Below are 5,210 nucleotides of genomic sequence, written 5' to 3'. Positions count from 1 at the left end.
GGCCACGAACCCACGCCCGCGGCCCGCGGTGAAGAGCCCGGGCCCACCGTGCGCATCACCAACATGCGCCGGCCCGAACCGGTGGGCCCTCCGGAGCCACCTCCGCCCGGTGACGAGGACGCGGACGAACGCCTGTTCCCCGAGGAGGGGTCCGCCGAAGGCTGTGCCTCCGGCGAGTGCCTGCCCCCCGCCGAGCCCGTGGCTCAGGCTCCCGAACCGGAAGCCGCCGAGCCCGAACCCGAACCGCCTCCCGCCGTGGCCCCCCTGGCCGCTGGCCGCGACAACCCCAACCGCTCCCTGCCCGAGCGCTGGCGTACCGCCGTGGAGAGCGTGAAGGCCACGTCCGTGCGCCACGGCACGGCGCTCGCCAACGGTCGCCTCCAGTCCATGAAGGCGGGCGAAATCGTCCTCGGCTTCCCGCCCTCCGCCGCCTTCCACAAGGCCGCCGTGACGGCCGCCGCGGGCAAGGCCACCGTTGACGCCGCCCTGGCCGCGCACTTCGGCCGGCCCGTGAAGCTCACCATCCAGGACGTGGCCCAAGCCCAGGAAGCCCATGGCCTGGGGCTGAGCATCTCCGAACAGGACTCCCACAGCCGCGCCACCCACGAGAAGACCACCGAGGGAAAGGTGCGCAGCCACGCGTCCGTGCGGGCCATCCTCAAGATGCTGGGCGGCGAAATCGAACACATTCAGGTGTACGAGCCCGAGCGGCCACCGGCCGTCCTCACGGACGTCCCCACCACTCCTGAGGACTGACAACGCCCCCGGGCAACGCTAGGGTGCGCCGCAACGTCCCTGCTCCGAGCGGCGCCATGACGGCCCGCGCTCCCACGACCGGGGACCGAGGAAGCACATGCCCGGCATCGACCTGAACTACTTCATCCGGCAGGCGAACAAGCTCACCGAGAAGATCGAGGAGCGGAAGAAGGAGCTGGCGGAAGAGACCGTCGAGGCGAAGTCCGGCGAGGGCCGCGTGACGGTCGTCGCCAACTGCGTGCAGGAGATCCGCAGCATCAAGATCGACAAGAGCGCCATCGACCCCAACGACCCCGGGATGCTCGAGGACCTCGTCACCGCCGCCGTGAACGCTGCCCTGGCGAACAGCCGTCAGCACATGCAGAGCGAGCTGGCGAAGATTTCGGGCGGCATCAAGATCCCCGGCATTAACTAATACCGGATGACCCCCGATCCGCTGAACCGCCTGGTCGCCCAGCTCGCGAAGCTGCCGGGCATTGGCGAAAAAACGGCCCAGCGCCTCGCCTTCCACATCCTGCGGGCGCCGGGCGAGTACGCCGTCGACCTCTCCCTCGCCATCCGCGAGGTGAAGGAGAAGGTGCACCTGTGCGTGCGCTGCTTCTGCCTCACCGACTCGGAGCTGTGCGGCTTCTGCCGCGACTCGCGCCGCGATGAGCGCTCGCTGTGCGTCGTGGAGACGTACTCCGACCTGATGGCGCTGGAGCGCACCCGCGAGTTCAAGGGCCGCTACCACGTGCTGCACGGCGTGCTGTCCCCGCTGGAAGGCGTGGGCCCGGAGCAGCTGCGCATCAAGGAACTGCTGGAGCGCCTCAACGACAGCCGGGTGGAGGAGATCATCCTCGCCACCAACCCGGACATCGAAGGCGAGGCCACCGCCCTCTACCTCACGCGCCTGCTCAAGCCCATTGGCCTGCGCGTCACGCGGCTTGCCCAGGGGCTGCCCATGGGCGGCGACCTGGAGTTCGCCGACCAGGCCACGCTCGCCAAGGCGCTGTCCGCCCGCCGCGACCTGTAGCGGCGGAAGACGGCCCCCGGACTCCGGACTCCGGGCCTGGGCGCTACTGCGTCACCTTCCACGAGAACGGCATCAGCACGGTGACTTCCTGGTCGCGGTGCGCCGGGAAGCGCAGGCGCTGGGCCTGGACCTCCAGGCAGCGGCCCACGTCCGTGGAGGCCAGGGGCCCCCGGGTGCCCGCGCGCACCTTGCCCGACGACACGATGGTGAGCTGCACCTGCACCTCGCCCGCGGTCGACGGCAGGTCGGACTTGTAGCGCTCGAAGCAGCCGGTGATCTTCGAGCGGCCGTTCGACACCACGCGCTGGATGTCCTCGATGCCCAGCGACACCCGCTCCTTCGTCACACGCCCCGCCGGCTTGTGCGGGGCCTCTGGCTCCGGCCCGTCTTCCGTCGTCGGGGGAACGTCCGTCACGGACGTGGCCACCGTGCCTCCACCCGGCGGGGAGGGCTCATCCACCGGTGCCTTGTCCGTTCCGGAAGCCGGAGCCTGCGTGCCCACCGGCGCGACGGGAACCTCCGGCGCCACCTTCGTCACGACCGGCGGCGACGGCAGCTGGGTCACCGCCGTGGACGTGGGCCGCGAGACGACGAACGCCGCGCCCGCGAGCACCAGCCCCACCCCGCCCACGACGCCCATGAGCCAGCGACGGGACGCGGGCCGTGACGGGGAAGCACCCTCCACCACCGCGGGCGAGGGGGCCGCGTGCGGCGCGGAGGCCCCCGGCCTGCCGTGCACGGTGACGGGGCTCATGCCCGTTCCACTCACGCGCGCGGACTGGCCATAGGCGCTCGTGCCCGAGCCCGGCACGGACGGCACCACCGCCGCGAACTCGGGGTCCGAGGGACGCGCGGCCGTGAGCGTGGCCAGCGTCGGGATGCGCGTCTTCTCCGTATAGCGCTCCTCGCCAAAGTGATTGCGCAAGAAGGACCCGAGCGACGGCGCGCCGGCCACACCTCCCGGGAGGGTCGCGGCGAAGGACTCCAGGGCGTCCGCGAAGTCGTCCGCGGTCGCGTACCGGTCCTCCTGCTTGAAGGCCATCGCCTTCAAGATGATGGCCTCCATGCCCTCGGGCAGGTCCGGTCTCAGGGCGCGCGGCTTCTCGAACTCGCCCTGCAGCAGCGCGTTGAGCACCGCCAGGTCGTTCTCACGCGAGAAGGGCCGCACGTGCGTGACGGCCTCGTAGAGGCTGACCCCCAGCGAGAACACGTCCGCGCGGTGGTCGACCTCCTTGCCCTGCGCCTGCTCCGGCGCCATGTAGATGTACTTGCCCTTCACCACGCCGGTGCGCGTCTGCACCAGGCGCGACTCGGCCTTGGCGATGCCGAAGTCCAACACCTTCACCTGGCCCTGGTACGTCACGTACAGGTTGGAGGGCGACACGTCCCGGTGCACCACGTGCAACGGCTGGCCCTGCTCGTTGGTGAAGGTGTGCGCGAAGTGCAGCCCGCGCGCCGCGTCGATGAGCACCCGCGCCACCACCGGCAGCGGCACGTACTGGCGCCGCCGGCCCGCGAGCCTCAGCGTCGTGGAGAAGTCCTCGCCCGCGAGGTACTCCATGCAGATGTAGTAGCAGCCCTCGGTGAAGCCCAGCTCGTGGATCTGGATGATGTGCGGATGCGACAGCTTCGCCGCGAGCCGCGCCTCGTCGCGGAACATCTCCACGAAGTCGGGGATGGCGGACAGCGCCGGCAACATCCGCTTGAGCACCACGTTGCGCTCGAAGCCGTCCGCGCCCAGCAGCTTGGCGAGGAAGATCTCCGCCATGCCTCCCTCGGCCAGCTTGCGCACGAGGACGTACTGGCCGTAGGGCTGCAGGAGCGGCGCCGCCGAGGCACCGGCGGGATCCGGAATGGGAACGGTGGGCTGGGGGGGTGCCATTGCCTCAAGGCCCTCGCGTTTTCAGGGTGCGCACCGTGAGTACGTCCGGGGCACCGGGACGCGTCATCTTAAACACCAGCAGGGGGGGCATTCCCATGGGGGCCACCCAGGTATCGAAGCGGTGCTTGCTGTCCAGGGGCACGTCCCGTCCGTTGATGGACAGGCGAGCGTTCACGGGCGCGACCCCCGCTGCCCGCACCTTCTCCGCCATGGGCGCCCCCTGACGCGGGCTGTCCACGACGAGCCCCACCACCGAGTTGTCGTAGACGAGCTCCAGCTTGTTCATCCGGCCCCCTTTGAGGGCCGCCCCCGCCTGCGACAGCGGCGTGACGGACCACAGGTAGCTGCCCTCGCCCAGCGCCCCCGCCTCCAGCGCCGCGCGCGTCTCCGCCACCGTGCGCTGCGCCACCGGCGTCGTCAGCGCGCCCGCCTTGTACACCGCCACGCGATAGGTACGGGCCTGCGGTTCCGCGCCATAGCTGAAGGTCACCGCCGGGGGCTTGTCCTGGTAGAAGATGGTCGTCTTCTCCGGCCCCTCCGGCACCACGTTGCGCACCCGCGCGAGGGCGCTCGTCGGCGACTCGGGGGCGAAGAGGGCGCTGCCGGCGGCCACCTGCGTGCCGTCCTCCTTGCGCACCCGCCAGTACAGCGTGCCCCGCGCCGGCGCCGACACGTTGACCGACGCGCGGTGCACCCGGCCCCACAGCACCCGGCGCGTGAAGGCGGAGTCCAGCGCCGCCTCCACCACCGCGTCGCCCTCGCCCTCCCAGGTGAGCGCCACCTCCGCGAGCCCCCGGTGGTACACCCGCGCGCCGTCGCCCGGCCCCACCGACACCGCGGCCGCGTCCAGCGGCTCCACCTTCGCCGTGCCGTCGTTCTGCACCGTGGCGCGCTCACCCGCGCGCAGCGCCTGCCGCGTGGCCCCCCGCGTGAGCGTCACGTCGCCCGTGTGCGCCGCCACGAGGAAGCCGGAGCCGGTGCGGCGGATTTCGAGCTTCGCCGCGCCCCCGCCCTCCAGCGTCAGCTCCGGCAGCACCACGCGGCTGGTGCGCCCGGTGGCGAGCTGCACGGCCAGCATGCCCTGCAGCAGGTTGACGCGCGCCTCGTCGGTGACGCCCTGCTGCCCCGCCCCCTCCAGCACCGCCTCCGCGCCAGGGGACAACGTCAACAGCGAGCCGCTGTCCTTGAGCGACAGCACCGCATCGCCGCCCTTCGCGCGCACGCCGTCGCCAAAGGCGAGCACCTCGCCCTCGCGGCGCACCTTGCGCCATTTCCCCGACGCCTTCGACTTCACCTCCGCGTCGCCGGATCCGGCGCGCACCGTCACCGCGATGGGCGCCAGCTCCACGACGCGCGGGCCCGCGGGCACCACCTCCGCGCGGTCGCGGGTCAGGTCCACCGCGTCGCCCTCGGCCGCGCGCAGCGTGCGCCCATCCTTGGAGACGAGCTCGATGGCGCCCAGCTTCACCTCCACGCGCGCGGAGTCCTCGTCCACCGCGACCTGCACCTCGGACGGCTCCGAGCCCACGCGCGTGAGGCCGAAGGGCGTGAGGATGT

At 71.8% G+C, this 5,210-nt stretch carries 4 protein-coding genes and 1 pseudogene; 3 read left to right on the top strand and 2 right to left on the bottom strand.

The genetic code is table 11. The annotated features are described in order from the left end of the window. The 3 genes and pseudogenes from D7V93_RS37295 to recR form a co-directional block, all read left to right on the top strand. Positions 1-756: pseudogene (locus D7V93_RS37295) on the top strand (DNA polymerase III subunit gamma/tau); the annotation flags it as partial. A 97-nt stretch (positions 757-853) separates the two neighbouring features. Continuing rightward, positions 854-1,171, top strand: coding sequence for a YbaB/EbfC family nucleoid-associated protein (locus D7V93_RS37290; protein ID WP_120614990.1), 318 nt, complete (start codon positions 854-856; stop codon positions 1,169-1,171). 6 nt (positions 1,172-1,177) lie between these two features. Beyond that, a complete protein-coding gene (gene recR, locus D7V93_RS37285) occupies positions 1,178-1,771 on the top strand; it encodes a recombination mediator RecR (protein WP_120538409.1) in 594 nt (197 codons plus the stop codon). 43 nt (positions 1,772-1,814) lie between these two features. Here the strand turns inward: recR and D7V93_RS37280 are convergent, their stop codons facing one another. Continuing rightward, a complete protein-coding gene (locus D7V93_RS37280; protein ID WP_120647871.1) occupies positions 1,815-3,653 on the bottom strand; it encodes a protein kinase domain-containing protein in 1,839 nt (612 codons plus the stop codon). A 4-nt stretch (positions 3,654-3,657) separates the two neighbouring features. After that, positions 3,658-5,210, bottom strand: a 1,553-nt coding sequence (locus tag D7V93_RS37275) for a hypothetical protein (protein ID WP_120647870.1), incomplete at its 5' end; no start/stop codon positions are given.

The sequence above is a fragment of the Corallococcus llansteffanensis genome, from assembly GCF_003612055.1.
In the GTDB taxonomy this organism is placed as follows: Bacteria; Myxococcota; Myxococcia; order Myxococcales; family Myxococcaceae; genus Corallococcus; species Corallococcus llansteffanensis.
This window is presented reverse-complemented; position numbering and strand designations above follow the sequence as displayed.